This window comes from Enterobacter sp. NFIX58, assembly GCF_900110475.1.
Taxonomy (GTDB): Bacteria; Pseudomonadota; Gammaproteobacteria; order Enterobacterales; family Enterobacteriaceae; genus Enterobacter; species Enterobacter quasiroggenkampii.
This window is the reverse complement of record NZ_FODW01000002.1, coordinates 469672-489018: the sequence shown is the minus strand read 5'-3', so window position 1 is coordinate 489018 and position 19347 is coordinate 469672. Positions and strand designations below refer to the sequence as shown.

Sequence of the window (19347 nt, the reverse complement as noted above, 5' to 3'; positions counted from 1 at the left end):
CTCATTGAAATAAATGTTTTTAAAAGCCTTGATGGACTCATTTTTTCTCTGGTTTACCCCTGGTTTTTTCAGGGTGTTTCTTCGCTTGACTACTACATGGCGCGGCGTCAAACTCTCAAAAGAGAATGAGTTTTATTTTTATTTGTTGGTTTTTCATTACGTTGGCGTTCACGTGGCTCACAACACACACAAACCGGGTCTGGTTCTGGAGAACCTCTCTGCGGGCTATCAGAAAAAAATCATCGTTGATGATATCTCCCTTGCGATCCCTCAGCAGAAAATGACGGTGCTGGTCGGGGCGAACGGCTGTGGAAAATCCACGCTGTTGAGCACTATCGCGCGGCTGCTGCAGCCGCTTGGGGGAACCGCGCTGCTGGACGGTAAAGCCATTCATGAGCAGCCCACCAAAGCGGTCGCCCGTCAGCTTGGCATTCTCCCGCAGTCGCCGCTGCTGCCGGAAGGGTTAACCGTTTTTGAACTGGTCTCGCGCGGGCGTTTTCCCTGGCAAAACGTTATGCGTCAGTGGAGCGACGAGGACGAGCGGGCGGTGGAAGAGGCCCTTCGACTGACCGGCACGGCAGAGTTTGCCCATATGCCGGTGGAAAGCTTATCCGGCGGCCAGCGTCAGCGCTGCTGGATCGCCATGGCGCTGGCGCAGCAAACGCCGTATATCCTGCTTGACGAACCGACGACGTACCTCGATCTCCGCTATCAGGTGGAGATCCTGGAACTGCTGCACGCCCTGACCCGCCAGCACGGGCGTACCGTGGTGGTGGTGCTGCACGATCTCAACTTTGCCGTGAACTACGGTGATTCACTGGTCTTTTTACGCCAGGGAAAAGTCGAGGGGGTGTTACATGAAGGCGACGCTTGCACGCCGGAACTGATCAAAGCGGTGTTTGATGTGGACGTGCATATGTCCATCAACCCCCTGACCGGCAAACCGTTCTTTATGCCGTTTCGCCAGAGCCTTGAACAGCCATGATGCGCGCTTCTCTCGCCTTCCTGATTTTTACATTACTGCTGGCGCTGGGCGCGATTGTGCATCTCGGTATCGGGGCGCGGTTTATCCCTCCCCGGACGGTAGTCGAGGCAGTCGTTCACTTCGATCCGCGCAATTTCGACCATAACATCATCATCAGACTACGGTTGCTGCGCCTCTGCGCCGCAATGGTGACAGGCGCCGCGCTCGGCGTGGCGGGCGTGCTGCTGCAGTCCGTGATCCGCAACCCGCTCGGCGAGCCGCATATTCTGGGGCTCAACGCCGGGGCAGCGCTGGCGGTGGTGATCGCCAGCGCGCTTGGGCTTTCGCTGCCGTTTGGTCGCCCGCTGATTGCCGCCGTCGGTGCCGCCGCGCTGTTTCTGCTGGTGCTGATGTTCTCCTCGACCGGTCGCATCGGGCTCACGCCGATGAAGGTCACCCTGTGCGGCGTGGCGATGTCGGCGTTTGCCTCGTCGATTACCGCCGCGGTGTTAATCCTGGATGAACAGACGCTGCTCTCTCTGCGCACCTGGCTGGCAGGTGATATCGCCGGAGTCAACGCGCAGATGCTCCAGAGTGCCCTGTGGGCTGCAGCAGCCGGTTTTATTCTTGCTATCGGGCTGTCGCCCTCGCTCAACATGCTGGCGCTGGGCGACAGAATGGCGCAGGGGCTTGGCGTGTCGCTGCTGAAAACCCGCCTCCTTGCCCTGCTGGCCATCGCGCTGCTCTGCGGCGCGGCCGTCTCCCTCGCCGGACCGATTGGCTTTATCGGCCTTGTGGTGCCGCAGCTCATCCGCCGTCTGGTGTCGGTCGATTTGCGCGTGATGGTGCCGCTGTCGGCCCTGTGCGGCGCTCTGGTGTTGCTGCTGGCGGATATCGCTGCCCGCACGCTGTTTACCCCCTGGGAGCTGGCAACCGGCATCATGACGGCCCTGGTCGGCGCGCCCGTGTTCATCTTTATGGCGTCGAGGATGTTCAAATGAACCGGGCCGGACTCCGCGCGATCCGCGTTGGCCACCTGTCGGCGCTGATTCGCCCGAAAGCGCTGGCGTACCTGTCGCTTTTCGCGCTGGCGGCGCTAAGCCTGCTGGGCTTTGGCCTGACGCACGGTTCTCTGCCCATTCCAACCTCCGTCATCGGGCGTGCGCTGTTTTCGCCTGAAAGTCTGACGGCGGAGACGCGCTACGTCGTGATGGATATCCGTCTGCCGCGCCTGCTGATGGCGGTGCTGTGCGGCGCGATGCTCGGCATGGCGGGGGCGGCGATGCAGTCCATCACCCGCAACGGTCTGGCTGACCCGGGGCTTATCGGCGTGAAGGAGGGCTGTAGCGCGGCGGTACTGCTGCTGATTTTTCAGTTCCCGGCACTGAGCCTGGCCTGGCGTCCGCTGGTCGGCATGGCCGGTGGGCTGCTCACCGCGCTGCTGGTGATCGTCCTGGCGCGCGATATCTCGCGCCCGCGGTTCATCCTGATCGGCATCGGCGTGTCGTGGGCGTTTGCCGCGGCGATGGGTGTCTTTATGACCACCGCCGACGTGCGTGACGTGCAGACGGCGATGCTGTGGCTGGCGGGAAGCCTGCATGCGGCAAACTGGACGCTTGTAGGCCTGGCCGCACTCTGGGCCGCCCCCGCGTTTGCGCTGCTGCTGTTTACCGCCCGGGCCGCGGACGTGGCGTTGCTCGGCAATCAGACCGCTACGGGCCTTGGCGTGCGCACAACCCGGCTGGCGCTGCTGCGGGTTCTCGCTCCGGTGGTGCTGACGGCGGCCTGCGTCTCCTGCGTGGGCAGCATTGGCTTCGTGGGGCTGATTGCCCCGCACATGGCGCGCCTGCTGCTGCGCGGTGGGCAAACCGCGCTCCTGACGGGAAGCGCCGTGCTGGGGGCGCTGCTGGTGCTGCTGGCGGATAACGTCGGACGTCTGGCATTCCTCCCGCTGCAGCTGCCGGCGGGAATTGTGATTTCATTGATTGGCGGACCGTTTTTCCTGCTGCTGCTCTGGCAGCGTCGGGACAGATTTTAGGGGACTATGATGCGCATACTGTTTTCGATGCTGTTGCTGGTGGGGTTCGCGGTGAGCGCGGCGGAGCCGACGCAGGTATTTACCGACGATCTGGGACGCAAGGTGGTTGTGCCGGTTCATCCGAAGCGGATTGTTTCATTACACGATCTGGATATCACCATTCCGCTGATTGAGCTTGGCGTGCCGCCGGTGGTGAGCCATGGCCGCACGCGGCCGGACGGCAGCCATTTTCTGCGATCCAGCGGCATGTTGACCGGCGTCGACTTCGATAATTCCGATATCAAATTTATCGGCACGGCCGATATCGACATCGAAGCCATCGCCGCCGCAAAACCTGACCTGATCGTTACCGAGCCGACCCGCAACACCCCGGTGGAACAGCTGGCGAAAATTGCCCCGACGGTGAGCATCGATCATCTCGACGGCGGCGCGCCGGAAATCTACCGCAAGCTGGCGCAGCTCACGGGCACGCAGGCAAGGCTAAACATTCTGGAACGCCGCTATCAGGAACAAATCAAGGCGCTGAAGGCGACCATCGACACGCGCAAAATCACCGTGTCGGTGATTCAGGCTAATCAGGGGAAAATCAACGCCATGCACAGCTACCACTCGCTGGGCCGCGTGCTGCGCGACGCCGGATTCAAATTCCCGCCACTGATTGAGGCCATCCCGGACGGAGGGCGCATCGACGTCAGCGCCGAGCGCCTGCCGGAGCTGGATGCCGATTTCGTCTTCGCGACCTGGCGCGGGGATACGGGCGGTAAACCGCAGGACGAGCTGGCGGCAATGGAGGCGGTCATGCCGGGCTGGTGTCAGTTCCTGACTGCCTGCCGAACCGGGCACTACGTGCTGATCTCGCGTGAAGAGGCGATCTCGAATTCGTTCGCGTCATTAGGGCTGATGGCCGCGCAGGTGCAGTCGCAGATTGCCGGGCGTCCGCTGCCGGAGGCGTCACGGTGATCCGCAAAGAGAAAGGGCGCGTGGATGTTTATGGCGACCGCTTTCGCGCGCGAGCGCATCAGCTGACGCCGCGTCTGCTGCAGGTCGCACGCTATATCCATGACAACCGCGAGGCGGTGATGGAGCAGACCGCCATGGAGATTGCTACCGTAGTGAAAACCTCGGATGCCACGGTGGTCCGCGCCATACAGGCGCTGGGTTTCGCCGGGCTGCGCGATCTCAAGCAGACGCTGGAGCAGTGGTTTGGCCCGGTGGTTACCTCCAGCGAAAAGATGTCCACCACGGTGAACACGCTCGCCAGCGACGTCAACGCGAGCATTGATTTCGTGCTGGAGGGACATCAGCACACCTGCGAGGTGTTATCCGAGCCCCACAACCGCTACGCGATGGCGCAGGCGGTCTCACTGCTGGCACAGGCAAGACAGGTCGCCATATTTGGCATTGGCGCCTCCGGCATTCTGGCCGAGTACACCGCCAGGCTGTTCAGCCGTATGGGGTTACCCGCCACGCAGCTCAACCGTACCGGGATAGGGCTTGCCGAGCAGTTGATTGCGCTTCAGCGCGGTGACGTGCTGGTGATGATGGCGCAGAAATCCGCGCACCGGGAGGGGCAAACCACCCTGCGTGAAGCAAAGCGTCTGGGCATTCCCACCATCCTGCTGACCAACGCCCTTGATTCGCGTTTCAGTAAGGAGGCCAGCGTGGTGATCCACGTTCCGCGCGGTGGCGAAAAGGGCAAAATCCCGCTCCACGGCACGGTGCTGCTCTGTCTGGAGATGATCATTTTGTCCGTCGCTTCTACCGAGCCGCAGCGCACCATCAAGTCCATGAAGCGCATCAACGAGCTCCATCGCGGGTTAAAGCCGGGGAAGAAAAGCAGCTAAAAACAACAAAGCCCGGTGGCGCTAGCGCTTACCGGGCCTACGGTTCAGGTTTTGTAGGCCGGGTAAACGCAGTGCCACCCGGCAAATTCCAAGAACTTAAACCCCTTGCTCCAGGATGCGGATGTGGGTTTCCAGCACGTCGCCCTTCACCGCGTCGCTCCACGCTTTCATGTGCGCGGTCTGCAGATGCGCTTCAAGGTGCGCGACGGTTTCCCACTGCTCAACCATGATGATCGAGTCCGGCGCGGTCGCCTGGAAGCTGGCATCAGTGGCGGCATCCACCATCGGCGCGTAGCCGTGGCAGCCTTCTTCTTTCAGTACGGTCGGGATAATTTTCGCGAACTGATCCAGCACCGCCTGGCGGTGATGTTGACCTGGACGAGTACGGATTTCTGCGATAACGGTAAGCATGTTTACTACTCCTTTAATTCCAGGCTACCAGTTAAGCAAAAATTTTCGCGAGATGCTTGCGATATTCTGCGATATAGCTCGGGACATCAGGCATTTTAATCACGTCGTTGACGATAAAGGTCGGCAGCGGATCCATGCCCAGGAACTGATTCGCTTTGTGGAACGGCAGGTACGCGCCGTCCACGCCCACGCCTTCGAAGAACTGATCTTTCTCGGTGAAGGCTTCCAGCGGGGCGTTCCAGGTCAGTGACAGCATATATTTTTTGCCCTGAATCAGACCGCCTGAACCGTATTTTTTAGACGCGTCAGAGCGGGTGCGGCCATCGCTGGCATACAGAGAGCCATGACCTTCCGTGAACACGTCGTCCATGTATTTTTTCACGGTCCACGGCGCGCCCATCCACCAGCCTGGCATCTGCCAGATCACCACGTCAGCCCACAGGAAGTTCTGCACTTCGGCTTTCACGTCGTAGTTGCTGTCTGCGCGCACGACCTTAACATCATGCCCGGCGTCGCGCAGGAAACCGTCCGCGACCTCGGTCAGGGTGTCATTCAGCTGGCCTTTAGAGTGCGCAAATTCTTTTGCACCGTTAATAATCAGAATGTTGCTCATTTTTTGTCCTCGACGATGAGAGTATGCCGGGTATTCTACGCGCGAGGACGGAGCGGAAAAATGAGCAAAATGTGCAAAGTCTTTTGCTGGAGATGCAATAATCCGTTACCAGCTGACCTTCACCTCAAAGCCGCCTTCCGCCGCATTGCTCAGCGAGACGCGCATTCCGTGCAGCGCGGCAATGCGCCTGACGATAGAGAGTCCCAGCCCGCTGCCCGTGGCGTTCTGGCCCGGTGGACGATAAAAACGCTCGCCGATGCGCGCCAGCACCTCGGGGTCAACGCCAGGACCGTTGTCGCGCACGCTAAAGCTACGCGCGTCCAGCGTAACGTCCACCACGCTGCCGCGCGGACTGTAGCGGATGGCATTGTCCAGCAGGTTGCGCACCAGCAGGCTGAGCAGCAGGGGCTGTCCCTGACGCTTGACCTGCGGGGCATGGTTGTTGAGGCGAATATCAATCCCTGCCTGCTGCGCCGGATGCCAGATATCCAGCACCGCCGACTGCAGTAAATCGGCAAGCGTTATCGGTTCGACATCGTCCAGGTTGTCCAGCGAGTCCAGACGCGACAGCGTGAGGAGTTGGTCCACCAGCCGGGAAGCGCGGTCGATTCCCGCATGCAGCTGCGCCAGCGCTCTTTCCCGCGCCTGCGGATCGTCCTGCGAGAGCTGCGCCACGTCAGTTTGCACCTTCAGGGCCGCCAGCGGGCTGCGCAGCTCGTGGGCCGCGTCGGACGTAAATCGGCGCTCGCGCGTCATCATCTCCTGGGTACGCGCGAAGAGGTGATTCAGCGAGTCGAGCAGGGGGCGCACTTCCGTGGGGACGCCATGAAGCACAAGCGCCTCGGTCGCATCCGGCGAGCGAGAGCGCAGGGTCTGCGCCAGCTTTTTCAGCGGCCTCAGCTCCCGGCTCAGGAGGAGAATTAGCAAGAGCAGCATCACGGGCAGCGCCACCAGCCAGGGCGTGAGCTGCGAGCTGACCACGTCCAGCGCCATATCCTGGCGGTACTCCCACTCCTGACCGACCACCACGCGGTACTTCCCGTCGGGTGAGGTCAGCCACAGGAAACGCCATTCGTCGTTGTCGTCCTGGAGCTGCCCGTAAGCAAACCCGTCGCGGCGATAGTGATACGGAATATCGCGCCCGTTCTCGCCGTCGTTCAGCAGCATTTTGCCGTCGACGGCGTAAATGGCGAAAGCCAGCGCGTCGTCATCGAGACGGCCATGCTTCACTTTCTTTGGGATCTCGCGCATCCGTTCGGGGGCGCGGATCTCGTCAAGATCCATCGTCAGCAGCCGTTTGGCAAACAGCATCTGCTGCGTGTCGAAGAGCTTATCCAGCTTGTGGGTGGTCTGCTGCCAGGCCACCAGGCTGGCGGCAAACCATGCCGTCAGGGAGAGCGCTAAAAAGAGGAGCGTCAGGCGCAGCTTCAGGCTCAGGCGTTGCGTCAGCTTCATGCGTCACCCAGGGTATAGCCGATGCCGTGCACGGTGCGGATAAATTCGCTGCCAAGCTTGCGGCGCAGGTGATGAACGTGGACTTCTACCGCGTTGCTGGAGACGTCGTCATCCCAGGTATACAGTTTTTCCTCAATCGTCTTGCGAGGGAGCACGCGGCCTGCATTGCGCATCAGCAGTTCCAGCAGGGCGAACTCTTTCGGCTTCAGCGTCAGCGGTTCACCGTCCAGCGTGGCGACGAGTCGGGTCGGATCGAGCGTGACCTTGCCGTGGCGTAGCTCGCTATGCGTCTGGCCGTGGCTGCGGCGGACCAGCGCCTCAAGGCGGGCGCCCACTTCAATCAGTGCGAACGGCTTGCAGAGATAATCATCCGCGCCAAGACGCAGCCCCTCCACGCGCTGGTTAAGCGCATCCCGCGCGGTCAGGATCAATACCGGCTCGCTGCGCCCGCTTTCGCGCCACGCGCGCAGGATGTCCAGACCGTCGATTTCCGGCAGCGTCAGATCCAGCACCACGGCATCATAGGGCGCAGACGCGAGCGCGGCCTGACCGGTTTTACCGTCGGTAAACCAGTCCACGCTAAAGCCCATTTTGCTTAAACCCGCCCTGATACCGTCGCCGATTAACGTGTCGTCTTCTACCAGTAAAATGCGCATATTCCCTCCTTGATGCCGTCAGTAAACCCTCTGTAAGCACCTGCTGTACAGCGATAATAAATAAATTTCTCCCTTAAGAAGTTGTTAAGGATTACCCTGTTTAATGGACTGCGAAACCAGATTAAAGGGAGAGTTAATATGAAAAAATTCGCTGCTATTGCCGCCATCATGATGATGACCACTGCCCCCGTTTTTGCCGCGCAGGGCGGATTTAACGGCCCGTCTGCCGCACAGACCCAGACCCAAACGCAGGCAGGCGGTTTTGTCGATAATGACGCCAACCTCACCACCGCGGTGAAGGTCAAAGAGATGAAGGACGACAGCTGGGTGAAGCTGCGCGGGAACATCACCCAGCGCCTGTCCGATGACCGCTACACCTTCCGCGATGAGACCGGCACGGTGAACGTGGAAATTGACCACAAGCGCTGGAACGGCGTGACCGTCAGCCCTCAGGATAAAGTGGAAATCCAGGGCAAGGTCGATAAAGAGTGGAACGATTTTGAAATCGACGTGAAGCAGGTCATTAAGCTGAACAAATAACCCGGAAAGGGCCGCATAAGCGGCCCTTTTTCTTTGTGACTCAACTCGTCAGATAGGGTAGTATCTGCGGCAATATTGCCTGAAACCCTTCGGTTTCTGAGTTGAGGAATCACACGTAATGAGCGATATGGCAGAGCGCCTCGCGCTACATGAATTCACGGAAAACGCCTACCTGAACTACTCCATGTACGTCATCATGGACAGGGCGTTGCCGTTTATCGGGGATGGCCTGAAGCCCGTTCAGCGCCGCATCGTGTATGCGATGTCCGAACTGGGGCTGAACGCCACCGCCAAGTTCAAGAAATCCGCCCGTACCGTCGGTGACGTGCTGGGTAAATACCATCCGCACGGCGACAGCGCCTGTTATGAAGCGATGGTGCTGATGGCCCAGCCGTTCTCTTACCGCTACCCGCTGGTGGATGGTCAGGGGAACTGGGGTGCGCCGGACGATCCGAAATCCTTCGCGGCGATGCGTTATACCGAATCCCGCCTCTCTAAATATGCCGAAGTGCTGCTGGGCGAGCTGGGGCAGGGGACCGTTGACTGGGTACCGAACTTCGACGGTACGCTGCAGGAGCCGAAGATGCTGCCTGCGCGTCTGCCGAACATCCTGCTGAACGGCACCACCGGGATTGCGGTCGGTATGGCGACGGACATTCCGCCGCACAACCTGCGTGAAGTGGCGAAAGCCGCCATCACCCTGATTGAGCAGCCGAAAGCCTCACTCGACGATCTGCTGGATATCGTGCAGGGTCCGGATTTCCCGACCGAAGCCGAAATCATCACCTCGCGCGCGGAAATCCGCAAAATCTACCAGAACGGTCGCGGCTCCGTACGCATGCGTGCGGTGTGGAATAAAGAAGACGGCGCCGTGGTCATCACCGCGCTGCCGCATCAGGTTTCCGGTGCCAAAGTGCTGGAGCAGATCGCCTCCCAGATGCGCAATAAAAAGCTGCCGATGGTCGACGACCTGCGCGACGAATCGGACCACGAGAACCCGACCCGTCTGGTGATCGTGCCGCGCTCCAACCGCGTGGACATGGAGCAGGTGATGAACCACCTGTTTGCCACCACCGATCTGGAAAAAAGCTATCGCATCAACCTGAACATGATCGGCCTCGACGGGCGCCCGGCGGTGAAAAACCTGCTGGAGATCCTCACCGAATGGCTGACGTTCCGCCGCGATACGGTACGCCGTCGTCTGAACCATCGTCTCGAGAAAGTGCTTAAGCGCCTGCATATCCTTGAAGGTTTGCTGGTGGCGTTCCTCAATATCGACGAGGTGATTGAGATCATCCGTACCGAGGACGAGCCGAAGCCCGCGCTGATGTCACGCTTTGGCATCAGCGAAACCCAGGCCGAAGCGATCCTTGAGCTGAAGCTGCGCCATCTCGCCAAACTGGAAGAGATGAAGATCCGCGGCGAGCAGAACGAACTGGAAAAAGAGCGCGATCAGCTGCAGGCGATCCTCGCGTCCGAACGCAAGATGAATACCCTGCTGAAGAAAGAGCTGCAGGCCGATGCCGACGCGTTTGGCGACGACCGTCGTTCTCCGCTGCACGAGCGCGAAGAAGCGAAGGCGATGAACGAGCACGACATGCAGCCGTCCGAGCCGGTGACCATTGTCCTGTCGCAGAGCGGCTGGGTGCGCAGCGCCAAAGGCCACGATATCGACGCGCCGGGGCTCAGCTACAAAGCGGGCGACAGCTTCAAAGCGGCGGTGAAAGGCAAGAGCAACCAGCCGGTGGCGTTTATCGACTCCACCGGGCGCAGCTACGCCATTGACCCGATCACGCTGCCTTCCGCGCGTGGGCAGGGCGAGCCGCTTACAGGCAAGCTGACGCTGCCGCCGGGCGCGACGGTTGACCATATGCTGATGGAAGCCGATGACCAGAAGTTGCTGCTGGCGTCTGATGCGGGCTACGGCTTTATCTGTACCTTCAACGATCTGGTTTCCCGCAACCGTGCCGGTAAGGCGCTGATTAGCCTGCCGGACAACGCTCACGTGATGGCACCGCTGGTGATCGAGAACGAAAGCGACATGCTGCTGGCGATCACCACCGCCGGACGCATGCTTATGTTCCCGGTCAGCGATCTGCCTGAGCTGTCAAAAGGCAAGGGCAACAAGATCATCAACATCCCGTCGGCGGAGGCCGCGAAAGGCGAAGATGGCCTGGCGCACCTCTTCCTGCTGCCGCCGCAGAGCACCCTGACCATTCACGTCGGCAAGCGCAAAATCAAGCTTCGTCCGGAAGAGCTGCAGAAGGTGGTGGGTGAGCGCGGTCGCCGCGGCTCGCTGATGCGCGGTCTGCAGCGTATCGATCGCGTGGAGATAGACTCTCCTGCACGCAGCGCTGCGGGTGACAGCGAAGAGTAATGTCGTGATATCCCCCTCTGTCCGGAGGGGGAATTTCAATAAAATTTCCCGTAAAATCGTTGTTAATTCGTGCGTTGCGATTAACAATACGCGCTCGTAATAAAGTCCTTACCTGGCCACAGGTGAAGTATAATTGTCAGCTGTTAGGGCTTCAGAGGTCGCTATGCTATATATTGTTCGTCTTATTCTTACCGTTATCTACTGCATTCTGGTCTGTATTTTCGGCTCTATTTATTGCCTGTTCAGCCCGCGTAATCCGAAGCATGTCGCCACCTTTGGCCATATGTTCGGGCGCCTTGCGCCGCTGTTTGGTCTGAAAGTTGAAAAACGTCTGCCGGAAGGGGCGGAGAATTTCGGTAACGCCATCTATATCGCCAACCATCAGAACAACTACGATATGGTGACGGCCTCTAATATCGTGCTTCCACCGACCGTGACGGTGGGCAAAAAAAGCCTGCTATGGATCCCGTTTTTTGGTCAGCTGTACTGGCTTACTGGTAACCTGCTGATTGACCGTAATAACCGTGCAAAAGCGCACAGCACCATTGCAGAAGTGGTGAATCATTTTAAAAAGCGCAAAATTTCAATCTGGATGTTCCCGGAAGGGACGCGCAGCCGTGGCCGCGGCCTGCTGCCGTTTAAAACCGGTGCGTTTCATGCCGCAATTGCGGCAGGTGTTCCAATTATTCCTGTGTGCGTTTCCAATACTTCGAATAAGATTAATCTTAACCGCCTGAATAACGGGCTGGTGATTGTCGAAATGCTGCCACCCGTCGATACCAGCAAATACGGTAAAGATCAGGTGCGCGAGCTGGCCGCGCACTGCCGTGATCTGATGGCTGAGCATATTGCGCTGCTCGACAAAGAAGTCGCAGAGAGAGAAGCCGCCGGTAAGATTTAATCCGGCGTTGAAGGGAAAACGAATTCCCGCGTTGTTAGTCGTTTCAGATGGAGCTTATATGTCACTCAGTCGGCGTCAGTTTATTCAGGCTTCGGGGATCGCTCTTTGTGCGGGTGCGATGCCGCTGACAGCCAGCGCCGCCGGGCAGCAACAGCCGCTGCCTATTCCGCCACTCATTGAATCCCGTCGCGGTCAGCCGCTTTTCCTGACGCTGCAGCGCAGCCACTGGTCCTTTACCCAGGGGACGCGTGCGCCGGTCTGGGGCATTAACGGACGTTACCTTGGGCCGACCATACGCGTGTGGAATGGCGATGACGTTAAGCTCATCTACAGTAACCGTACCCCTGAAAATGTCGCCATGACCATCAGCGGCCTGCAGGTGCCTGGCCCGCTGATTGGCGGCGCGGCGCGCATGATGTCACCCAGCGCCGACTGGGCGCCCGTTCTGCCGATTCGCCAGAGTGCGGCGACCCTGTGGTATCACGCCAACACGCCTAACCGCACGGCGCAGCAGGTCTATAACGGCCTGGCCGGCATGTGGCTGGTGGAAGATGAAGTCAGCAAATCCCTGCCGATCCCGAACCACTACGGCGTGGATGACTTCCCGATTATCATCCAGGACAAACGTCTGGATAATTTCGGCACGCCGGAATACAGCGAGCCGGGCAGCGGTGGCTTCGTCGGCGATACGCTGCTGGTTAACGGCGCGCAGAGCCCGTATGTCGAAGTGTCCCGTGGCTGGGTGCGCCTGCGCTTGCTCAACGCGTCTAACTCGCGCCGCTATCAGCTGCAGATGAGCGATGGCCGTCCGCTGCACGTGATCTCCGGCGATCAGGGCTTTTTACCGGCGCCGGTGTCCGTCAAACAGCTGGCGCTCGCGCCGGGTGAGCGTCGCGAAATTCTCATTGATATGACCAACGGGGATGAAGTGTCTGTCACCTGCGGTGAAGCGGCCAGCATTGTCGACCGCATTCGCGGGTTCTTTGAACCGTCGAGCATACTTGTCTCCACCCTGGTGCTGACCCTGCGCCCAACCGGTCTGCTGCCGCTGGTGACCGATAGCCTGCCCATGCGTCTGCTGCCGCAGGAGATCATGAGCGGCTCGCCGGTGCGCAGCCGTGATATCAGCCTGGGCGACGATCCGGGCATCAACGGCGCGCTCTGGGACGTCAACCGAATTGATATCACCGCGCAGCAGGGCACCTGGGAGCGCTGGACGGTGCGTTCAGATATGCCGCAGTCGTTCCATATTGAAGGGGTGTCGTTCCTGATCCGCAACGTCAACGGCGCGATGCCTTTCCCGGAAGATCGCGGCTGGAAAGATACCGTCTGGGTGGACGGCCAGGTTGAGCTGCTGGTTTATTACGGTCAGCCTTCGTGGCCGCACTTCCCGTTCCTGTTCCACAGCCAGACGCTGGAGATGATGGACAGGGGGTCGGTTGGGCAAATGCTGGTCAACCCGGCGCCGTAAATTGCTTTTCTCCCTCTCCCTGTGGGAGAGGGTTGGGGTGAGGGCAACAGCCCGCACAATACCCCTTCATTTCCCACAATGATCCAGCGTATAATCCCCGCCCTTTTGTCTATTTTTTCTTCGGAAGCATTATGAGCGCAATTTCCCTGATCCAGCCGGATCGTGACCTCTTCTCCTGGCCCCAGTACTGGGCGGCCTGCTTTGGACCGGCGCCGTTCCTGCCGATGTCCCGGGAAGAGATGGACCAACTGGGCTGGGACAGCTGCGACATCATTCTGGTCACGGGCGATGCCTACGTTGACCACCCGAGCTTCGGCATGGCCATCTGTGGCCGTATGCTTGAAGCGCAGGGCTTCCGTGTGGGGATCATCTCCCAGCCTGACTGGAACAGCAAAGACGACTTTATGCGTCTGGGTAAACCCAACCTGTTCTTCGGCGTGACCGCAGGTAACATGGACTCGATGATCAACCGCTATACCGCCGACCGTAAGCTTCGTCATGACGACGCCTACACGCCGGATAACGTGGCGGGCAAACGTCCGGACCGCGCGACCCTCGTCTATACCCAGCGCTGCAAAGAAGCCTGGAAAGACGTGCCGGTGATCCTGGGTGGTATTGAGGCGAGCCTGCGCCGTACCGCGCACTACGATTACTGGTCTGATACCGTGCGCCGCTCGGTGCTGGTGGATTCCAAAGCCGACATGCTGATTTACGGAAACGGCGAGCGTCCGCTGGTGGAAGTGGCGCACCGTCTGTCACAGGGCGAGCCGGTGAGCAGCATCCGCGACGTGCGCAATACCGCGATCATGGTAAAAGAGGCGCTGCCGGGCTGGCGCGGCGTGGATTCCCGCATCATCGATATGCCGGGCAAAATCGACCCGATCCCACACCCGTATGGCGACGATCTGCCGTGTGCGGATAACAAACCGGTAGAGCCAAAGAAAGCGGAAGCGAAGGCTATCGTCGTGCAGCCGCCGCGCCCGAAGCCATGGGAAAAGACCTACGTGCTGCTGCCGTCCTATGAGAAGGTGAAAGCCGACAAGGTGCTCTACGCCCATGCGTCCCGTATTCTGCACCATGAAACCAACCCGGGCTGCGCCCGCGCGCTGATGCAGAAGCACGGCGAGCGCTTTATCTGGATCAACCCGCCGGCCATCCCGCTCTCCACCGAAGAGATGGACAGCGTCTTTGCGCTGCCGTACAAGCGCGTGCCGCACCCGGCGTACGGCAACGCCCGTATCCCGGCGTATGAGATGATCCGCTTCTCGATCAACATCATGCGCGGCTGCTTCGGCGGGTGCTCCTTCTGCTCCATTACCGAGCACGAGGGGCGCATCATTCAGAGCCGTTCGGAAGAGTCGATCATCAACGAGATCGAAGCCATTCGCGACACGGTGCCGGGCTTTACCGGTGTGATTTCCGATCTTGGCGGTCCAACCGCGAACATGTATATGCTGCGCTGCAAGTCGCCGCGCGCGGAGCAAACCTGCCGCCGTCTCTCCTGCGTCTATCCGAGCATTTGCGAGCACATGGATACCAACCACGAGCCAACGATTAACCTCTACCGACGCGCGCGCGATCTGAAAGGCATCAAGAAGATCCTCATCGCGTCCGGGGTACGTTATGACATTGCCGTGGAAGATCCGCGCTACATCAAAGAGCTGGCGACGCACCACGTCGGCGGCTATCTGAAGATTGCGCCGGAGCATACCGAAGAAGGCCCGCTGTCGAAGATGATGAAGCCGGGCATGGGCAGCTACGACCGCTTTAAAGAACTGTTCGACACCTACTCGAAGCAGGCGGGCAAAGAGCAGTATCTGATCCCGTACTTCATCTCAGCGCACCCCGGCACGCGTGATGAGGACATGGTCAATCTGGCGCTGTGGCTGAAGCAGCGCCGCTTCCGCCTGGATCAGGTGCAGAACTTCTATCCGTCACCGCTCGCCAACTCGACGACCATGTATTACACCGGCAAGAACCCGCTGAGTAAGATTGGCTACAAGAGTGAAGAGGTGGTGGTGCCGAAAGGGGATAAACAGCGTCGTCTGCACAAGGCGCTGCTGCGTTACCACGATCCGAAAAACTGGCCGCTGATCCGCCAGGCGCTGGAAGAGATGGGTAAAAAACACCTGATCGGCTCGCGCCGCGACTGTCTGGTACCGGCCCCGACGCTGGAGGAGATGCGCGAAGCGCGTCGCCAGAACCGCAATACGCGCCCGGCGCTGACCAAGCACACGCCGATTGTGCATCAGCGTTCGAACGGTGGAGCGGGAATGAAGAAGAACGTAAAACGTAAGATCGGTTAAACCTGTAACAAAGCCCGGTGGCGCTAGCGCTTACCGGGCCTACAGGTCAGCGCGTAGGCCGGGTAAGGCGCAGCCGCCACCCGGCTTTTTTCTGCATAAGGGTAGGAGGCCCAAAATGAAAATTAGGAAGTTAACAGGAGCGATGCTGATTGGCCTTACGTTATGCGGTTGTGTAATGCACCGCCAGACACAGCCAGAAGTGGAAGGACGTCTAATCGACAGCGCAGGTAAGCCAGTCCCGGGCGCTAAAATAACATTAGAGAGGGAGCAAACGCTTTCTGACGACAACGGTCGTTTTGCTTTTCAGAGCCAGCATGAGTGGATCTTTTTTCTGCCAATAGGTCCGATGGACTGGATTTATCACACCCCGCTCCAGATAAGCGTCAACGGAAAGGAATATCGTGCAGAAGTAGGCGGCGGTCTCGGTGGGCCACATAAACTGGAAGGGAAAGCGTACAACGTTATTTGCACATTACCTGATCTTCCCGGAGAAGCGAGATGTCAGTCCGGTTTATAAATTAAAACGAGCCCGGCGGAAGACCGGGCTCGTTTTAAGTATTATCCGCCAAACTGATCCGGGTCCGGCCCTAAACGCTTGCCCTTATCCAGCTTCGCAATCTCGCCCAGCTCATCTTTGTCCAGCCGGAAATCCCAGACGTCGAAGTTCTCGGCGATGCGCGATGGCGTGACCGATTTCGGGATCACCACCAGGCCGTTGTCCAGATGCCAGCGAATGACGATTTGCGCCGGGCTTTTGCCGTATTTATCCGCCAGTTCACGGATAATTTTTTGATCGAACACGCCCTGGCCACCCTGCGCCAGCGGACTCCAGGACTCGGTCTGGATTTTATGCGTGGCGTTCCAGGCATGAAGCTGCCGCTGCTGCAGCAGCGGGTGCAGCTCGATCTGGTTAATGACAGGCGCGACGCCCGTCTCGTCAATCAGCCGCTGCAGGTGATGAACCTGGAAGTTACAGACGCCGATACTTTTCACCAGCCCCTCTTTCTGCAGTTCAATCATCCCTTTCCAGGCATCAACGTAATGGTCGATGGCCGGAACCGGCCAGTGCATCAGATACAGGTCGACGAAATCGAGCTGGAGTTTCTCCAGGCTCTCCTGCAGGGCTTCGCGGGGACGCTTTTGATCGTCATTCCACAGTTTCGTGGTGATGAACAACTCATCGCGAGGGACACCGGCGCTGGCCAGTGCGGTACCTACGCCGTCCTCGTTTTTGTACGCGGCGGCGGTGTCAATCGACCGGTAGCCGACTTCCAGGGCTTTATGAATGGCGGAGACGACCTCGTCGTTACCGGCTTTCCATACACCTAGCCCCAACTGGGGCATCACGTTGCCGTCCTGCAGCTTGATTACGGTTTGGTTTGCCATTTTTCCTCCTTCAGGTGCGCATCGCCGGAGGGAGACTCCGGCGATGGGGTGTGCATTAAGTCTGGACGAAATGTCAAAAAACGAAAGTCGGGGGGACAAAAACGCTTAGCGTGCCGCCTCGTAAATACGACGGCTGACGTCCAGCGTGATGTCGCCGTGCTCGCCCAGATGGGTCATGCCGTGCTCTTCGAGTTTCGCCAGCAGGGCAGGGATGGAGCTACCGTCCAGGCCGTAGCCAGACAAACGCGTTGGAACGCCCAGACCTTCAAAGAAGCTGCGGGTCGCTTCGATGGCAGCATCAATGCGCGCGTCGTCAGAACCCTCGGTAATGTTCCACACGCGCTCGGCGTACTGCAGCAGCTTGGCGCGTTTGGTGTCGCGTTTTTCGTTCCACAGTGCAGGCAGCACAATGGCCAGCGTCTGCGCATGATCCAGACCGTGCATCGCCGTCAGCTCGTGGCCCAGCATATGGGTTGCCCAGTCCTGCGGCACGCCAGCGCCGATCAGGCCATTCAGTGCCTGTGTAGCCGCCCACATCACGTTGGCGCGAACGTCGTAGTTTTCCGGCTCTTTCAGCGCTTTCGGACCCTCTTCGACGAGCGTCAGCAGAATGCCTTCCGCGAAGCGATCCTGAATTTTGGCATTCACCGGATACGTGACGTACTGCTCAACGGTATGTACAAAGGCATCGACCACGCCGTTCGCCACCTGACGCGCTGGCAGGGTGTAGGTGTAAACCGGATCCAGAATGGCGAACACAGGCTGAACGTGTTCGTTCATGAAGGCCTGCTTGTCACCGGTGGTTTTACGGGAGATCACCGCGCCCTTGTTGGATTCAGAACCCGTCGCTGGCAGGGTCAGCACGGATCCCATCGGGATGGCGCTTTTGATGTCGCTGCCGCGGGTTTCCAGAATGTGCCACGGATCGATGCCGTCAGCGTAGTGCGCCGCAGCGGCGATGAATTTGGTACCGTCCAGCACGGAGCCGCCGCCGACCGCCAGCAGGAAGGTGATGTTTTCTTCGCGGGCGATTTTTACCGCATTCATCAGCGTTTCGTAGGACGGGTTTGGCTCAATGCCGCCAAACTCACGCACGTCCAGACCGTCCAGCGCGCTGTAAACCTGATCCAGCACGCCGGTTTTTTTCACGCTGCCGCCACCGTAGGTGATCAGCACGCGGGCGTCAGCAGGGATCTGTGCGCGCAGGTCAGCGATAGCGTCTTTACCAAACAGAATGCGGGTTGGGGTGTGGAGATTAAAGTTGTTCATTGCTCGTTCCCTTTAGTGGGTGAAAAACCGTGGTGCGCAGAGGGCGACCTGATGCTGCTCATTGTGGCGATCCGGGGCTACGCCCTCAATGCACATTCCTGCCGATGTCTTGCCCATTTCTACAGAGCGCTGGAGAAAGTGCGGAAAACAACGCACACTGTCAACGTCGAAAACCGCACCCGGAGTAACGCAAGATGAACCGTGAGGCTATCTGCCAGCAGCTCACTGTGCAGATTAAGAGATTGATAGATAATGAAAATCGTGCCAGCGAGCTGCTGCCAGATATTCGCCTGCTCTATGGCACGCAGCCGGGGACGCGCACGCCGGTCATGTACCAGCCGGGCATCGTTTTTCTCTTCTCAGGCCATAAAATTGGCTATATCAACGAGCGCGTGTTCCGCTACGATACCAATGAATATCTGCTTCTGACGGTACCTTTACCCTTTGAATGTGAAACCTTCGCGACAGAGGCGGTTCCGCTGGCGGGTATTCGCGTCAATGTCGACATCCTTCAGCTGCAGGAGCTGCTGATGGAGATTGGCGAAGATGAACTCTTCCAGCCTTCGATGGCCTCAAGCGGGATTAACTCGGCGACGCTGTCGGAAGAGATCCTCTGCGCCATTGAGCGTCTGCTGGATGTGATGGAGAGGCCGCTGGACGCGCGCATTCTGGGCAAGCAGATCGTCCGCGAGATTCTCTACCACGTGCTGCTGGGCCCGGGCGGTGGCGCGTTACTCGCTCTGGTGAGCCGACAGACCCACTTCAGTCTGATAAGCCGTGTGCTCAAGCGTATCGAAAGCCAGTACACGGAAAACCTCAGCGTCGACCAGCTGGCGGCGGAAGCGAACATGAGCGTCTCGGCGTTTCACCATAATTTTAAATCGGTAACCAGCACCTCGCCGCTGCAGTACCTCAAAACCTACCGGCTGCATAAGGCGCGGATGCTGATGATCCACGACGGCATGAAGGCCAGCGCGGCGGCGATGCGGGTGGGCTATGAAAGTGCCTCGCAGTTCAGTCGGGAGTTTAAGCGTTATTTCGGCGTCACGCCGGGAGAGGATGCGTCACGTATAAGAACGATGCAGGGAGTCTGACGAATACGTAGGCCGGGTAAGC

General features: G+C 59.2%; 18 protein-coding genes. 12 read left to right on the top strand and 6 right to left on the bottom strand.

The window, feature by feature from the left end:
• The first annotated feature begins 172 nt into the window (after positions 1-172).
• Genes BMW97_RS11945 through BMW97_RS11925 form a run of 5 tightly spaced genes read left to right on the top strand, consistent with a single transcriptional unit; the run spans position 173 to position 4846 of the window.
• Positions 173-985 (top strand): ABC transporter ATP-binding protein, encoded by an 813-nt coding sequence (locus tag BMW97_RS11945; protein WP_045910158.1) that lies wholly within the window; start codon positions 173-175, stop codon positions 983-985.
• A complete protein-coding gene (locus BMW97_RS11940; RefSeq protein WP_045909976.1) occupies positions 982-1965 on the top strand; it encodes a FecCD family ABC transporter permease in 984 nt (327 codons plus the stop codon). Before BMW97_RS11945 ends, BMW97_RS11940 begins: the two co-directional genes overlap by 4 nt.
• Positions 1962-3002, top strand: a complete 1041-nt coding sequence (locus BMW97_RS11935; RefSeq protein WP_045909975.1) for a FecCD family ABC transporter permease — start codon at positions 1962-1964, stop codon at positions 3000-3002. Before BMW97_RS11940 ends, BMW97_RS11935 begins: the two co-directional genes overlap by 4 nt.
• Positions 3003-3011: 9 nt before the next feature.
• The gene (locus BMW97_RS11930; RefSeq protein ID WP_045910157.1) at positions 3012-3962 is read left to right on the top strand and encodes an iron-siderophore ABC transporter substrate-binding protein; all 951 of its coding nucleotides are present in this window, start codon (positions 3012-3014) and stop codon (positions 3960-3962) included.
• Complete coding sequence (locus BMW97_RS11925; protein ID WP_045909974.1) at positions 3959-4846, top strand: MurR/RpiR family transcriptional regulator; 888 nt, start codon at positions 3959-3961, stop codon at positions 4844-4846. The genes BMW97_RS11930 and BMW97_RS11925 overlap by 4 nt, the downstream gene beginning before the upstream one ends.
• Positions 4847-4942: 96 nt before the next feature.
• Here the strand turns inward: BMW97_RS11925 and BMW97_RS11920 are convergent, their stop codons facing one another.
• From BMW97_RS11920 to qseB, 4 genes are all read right to left on the bottom strand, one after another.
• Complete coding sequence (locus BMW97_RS11920; protein ID WP_008502984.1) at positions 4943-5257, bottom strand: putative quinol monooxygenase; 315 nt, start codon at positions 5255-5257, stop codon at positions 4943-4945.
• Between the two features lie 31 nt (positions 5258-5288).
• A complete protein-coding gene (locus BMW97_RS11915) occupies positions 5289-5870 on the bottom strand; it encodes an NAD(P)H-dependent oxidoreductase (protein ID WP_024906501.1) in 582 nt (193 codons plus the stop codon).
• Between the two features lie 105 nt (positions 5871-5975).
• Positions 5976-7325: a quorum sensing histidine kinase QseC gene (gene qseC, locus BMW97_RS11910; protein ID WP_045909973.1), complete on the bottom strand. Its 1350-nt coding sequence runs from the start codon at positions 7323-7325 to the stop codon at positions 5976-5978.
• Complete coding sequence (gene qseB, locus BMW97_RS11905) at positions 7322-7981, bottom strand: quorum sensing response regulator transcription factor QseB (RefSeq protein WP_023326078.1); 660 nt, start codon at positions 7979-7981, stop codon at positions 7322-7324. The genes qseC and qseB overlap by 4 nt, the downstream gene beginning before the upstream one ends.
• 138 nt (positions 7982-8119) lie before the next feature.
• Between qseB and BMW97_RS11900 the strand changes: the two genes are divergently transcribed.
• The 6 genes from BMW97_RS11900 to BMW97_RS11875 all read left to right on the top strand — a co-directional run bounded on the left by BMW97_RS11900 (position 8120) and on the right by BMW97_RS11875 (position 16093).
• Positions 8120-8521: a YgiW/YdeI family stress tolerance OB fold protein gene (locus tag BMW97_RS11900; protein ID WP_045334456.1), complete on the top strand. Its 402-nt coding sequence runs from the start codon at positions 8120-8122 to the stop codon at positions 8519-8521.
• Positions 8522-8639: 118 nt separating this feature from the next.
• Positions 8640-10898, top strand: coding sequence for a DNA topoisomerase IV subunit A (parC, locus tag BMW97_RS11895; RefSeq protein WP_045909972.1), 2259 nt, complete (start codon positions 8640-8642; stop codon positions 10896-10898).
• Positions 10899-11061: 163 nt separating this feature from the next.
• Positions 11062-11799: a 1-acylglycerol-3-phosphate O-acyltransferase gene (plsC, locus tag BMW97_RS11890; RefSeq protein WP_024906505.1), complete on the top strand. Its 738-nt coding sequence runs from the start codon at positions 11062-11064 to the stop codon at positions 11797-11799.
• Between the two features lie 58 nt (positions 11800-11857).
• Positions 11858-13270, top strand: a complete 1413-nt coding sequence (gene ftsP, locus BMW97_RS11885; protein WP_045909971.1) for a cell division protein FtsP — start codon at positions 11858-11860, stop codon at positions 13268-13270.
• Positions 13271-13401: 131 nt separating this feature from the next.
• Positions 13402-15576, top strand: a complete 2175-nt coding sequence (locus BMW97_RS11880) for a YgiQ family radical SAM protein (protein ID WP_045909970.1) — start codon at positions 13402-13404, stop codon at positions 15574-15576.
• Positions 15577-15691: 115 nt separating this feature from the next.
• Positions 15692-16093 carry a transthyretin-like family protein gene (locus BMW97_RS11875; RefSeq protein WP_045909969.1) on the top strand — a complete coding sequence of 134 codons (402 nt, stop codon included), beginning with the start codon at positions 15692-15694 and terminating at the stop codon, positions 16091-16093.
• Positions 16094-16134: 41 nt separating this feature from the next.
• Here the strand turns inward: BMW97_RS11875 and dkgA are convergent, their stop codons facing one another.
• The gene (gene dkgA / locus BMW97_RS11870; protein ID WP_045909968.1) at positions 16135-16962 is read right to left on the bottom strand and encodes a 2,5-didehydrogluconate reductase DkgA; all 828 of its coding nucleotides are present in this window, start codon (positions 16960-16962) and stop codon (positions 16135-16137) included.
• Positions 16963-17067: 105 nt separating this feature from the next.
• On the bottom strand, positions 17068-18231 hold the full coding sequence (gene yqhD / locus BMW97_RS11865; RefSeq protein ID WP_045909967.1) for an alcohol dehydrogenase: 1164 nt from the start codon (positions 18229-18231) through the stop codon (positions 17068-17070).
• A gap of 194 nt (positions 18232-18425) precedes the next feature.
• Here yqhD and BMW97_RS11860 point away from each other — a divergent pair, with 194 nt between their 5' ends.
• Positions 18426-19325: an AraC family transcriptional regulator gene (locus BMW97_RS11860; RefSeq protein WP_045909966.1), complete on the top strand. Its 900-nt coding sequence runs from the start codon at positions 18426-18428 to the stop codon at positions 19323-19325.
• Positions 19326-19347: the final 22 nt, after the last annotated feature.

Coding starts and splice junctions, on each gene's coding strand:
- BMW97_RS11940 (WP_045909976.1), top strand. CDS start 982: ATGATGCGCGCTTCTCTCGCCTTCCTGATTTTTACATTACTGCTGGCG.
- BMW97_RS11935 (WP_045909975.1), top strand. CDS start 1,962: ATGAACCGGGCCGGACTCCGCGCGATCCGCGTTGGCCACCTGTCGGCG.
- BMW97_RS11930 (WP_045910157.1), top strand. CDS start 3,012: ATGCGCATACTGTTTTCGATGCTGTTGCTGGTGGGGTTCGCGGTGAGC.
- BMW97_RS11920 (WP_008502984.1), bottom strand. CDS start 5,257: ATGCTTACCGTTATCGCAGAAATCCGTACTCGTCCAGGTCAACATCAC.
- BMW97_RS11915 (WP_024906501.1), bottom strand. CDS start 5,870: ATGAGCAACATTCTGATTATTAACGGTGCAAAAGAATTTGCGCACTCT.
- qseC (WP_045909973.1), bottom strand. CDS start 7,325: ATGAAGCTGACGCAACGCCTGAGCCTGAAGCTGCGCCTGACGCTCCTC.
- qseB (WP_023326078.1), bottom strand. CDS start 7,981: ATGCGCATTTTACTGGTAGAAGACGACACGTTAATCGGCGACGGTATC.
- BMW97_RS11900 (WP_045334456.1), top strand. CDS start 8,120: ATGAAAAAATTCGCTGCTATTGCCGCCATCATGATGATGACCACTGCC.
- parC (WP_045909972.1), top strand. CDS start 8,640: ATGAGCGATATGGCAGAGCGCCTCGCGCTACATGAATTCACGGAAAAC.
- plsC (WP_024906505.1), top strand. CDS start 11,062: ATGCTATATATTGTTCGTCTTATTCTTACCGTTATCTACTGCATTCTG.
- ftsP (WP_045909971.1), top strand. CDS start 11,858: ATGTCACTCAGTCGGCGTCAGTTTATTCAGGCTTCGGGGATCGCTCTT.
- BMW97_RS11880 (WP_045909970.1), top strand. CDS start 13,402: ATGAGCGCAATTTCCCTGATCCAGCCGGATCGTGACCTCTTCTCCTGG.
- BMW97_RS11875 (WP_045909969.1), top strand. CDS start 15,692: ATGAAAATTAGGAAGTTAACAGGAGCGATGCTGATTGGCCTTACGTTA.
- dkgA (WP_045909968.1), bottom strand. CDS start 16,962: ATGGCAAACCAAACCGTAATCAAGCTGCAGGACGGCAACGTGATGCCC.
- yqhD (WP_045909967.1), bottom strand. CDS start 18,231: ATGAACAACTTTAATCTCCACACCCCAACCCGCATTCTGTTTGGTAAA.
- BMW97_RS11860 (WP_045909966.1), top strand. CDS start 18,426: ATGAACCGTGAGGCTATCTGCCAGCAGCTCACTGTGCAGATTAAGAGA.